This is a genomic window from Bradyrhizobium sp. Ce-3, assembly GCF_022835695.1.
Lineage (GTDB): Bacteria > Pseudomonadota > Alphaproteobacteria > Rhizobiales > Xanthobacteraceae > Bradyrhizobium.
This window is the reverse complement of sequence record NZ_BQUV01000059.1, coordinates 1-348: the sequence shown is the minus strand read 5'-3', so window position 1 is coordinate 348 and position 348 is coordinate 1. Positions and strand designations below refer to the sequence as shown.

Here is a 348-nt window from a genome sequence, read left to right as displayed (position 1 = left end):
CCATTGTGCTCGCTCCAACCCGGGAGCTGGTGATCCAGGTCTGTGAAGAAATCCTGTCCCTGAGGAGCGACACTCACCTCTCTGTAGCTCCCATTTACGGCGGCCAGTCCATTGAGCTGCAGCTCAAGAAATTGAAGCAGGGGGTTTCCATTGTCGTGGGAACACCCGGCAGAGTCCTTGACCACATCGACCGGGGAAGTCTGAAACTCGATGCCATACGGTATTTCATTCTGGACGAGGCGGATGAAATGCTCAATATGGGCTTCATCGACGACATCGAGAAGATATTTGGGTATACGCCCGAAGACAAGCGGGTGCTCCTCCTTTCCGCCACCATGCCCGAGCGCA

At 55.2% G+C, this 348-nt stretch carries 1 protein-coding gene; it reads left to right on the top strand.

Annotated features, from left to right (window positions below; translation table 11 throughout):
* On the top strand, positions 1–348 hold a 348-nt coding region (locus BRSPCE3_RS35825; RefSeq protein ID WP_244071835.1), incomplete at both ends, for a DEAD/DEAH box helicase.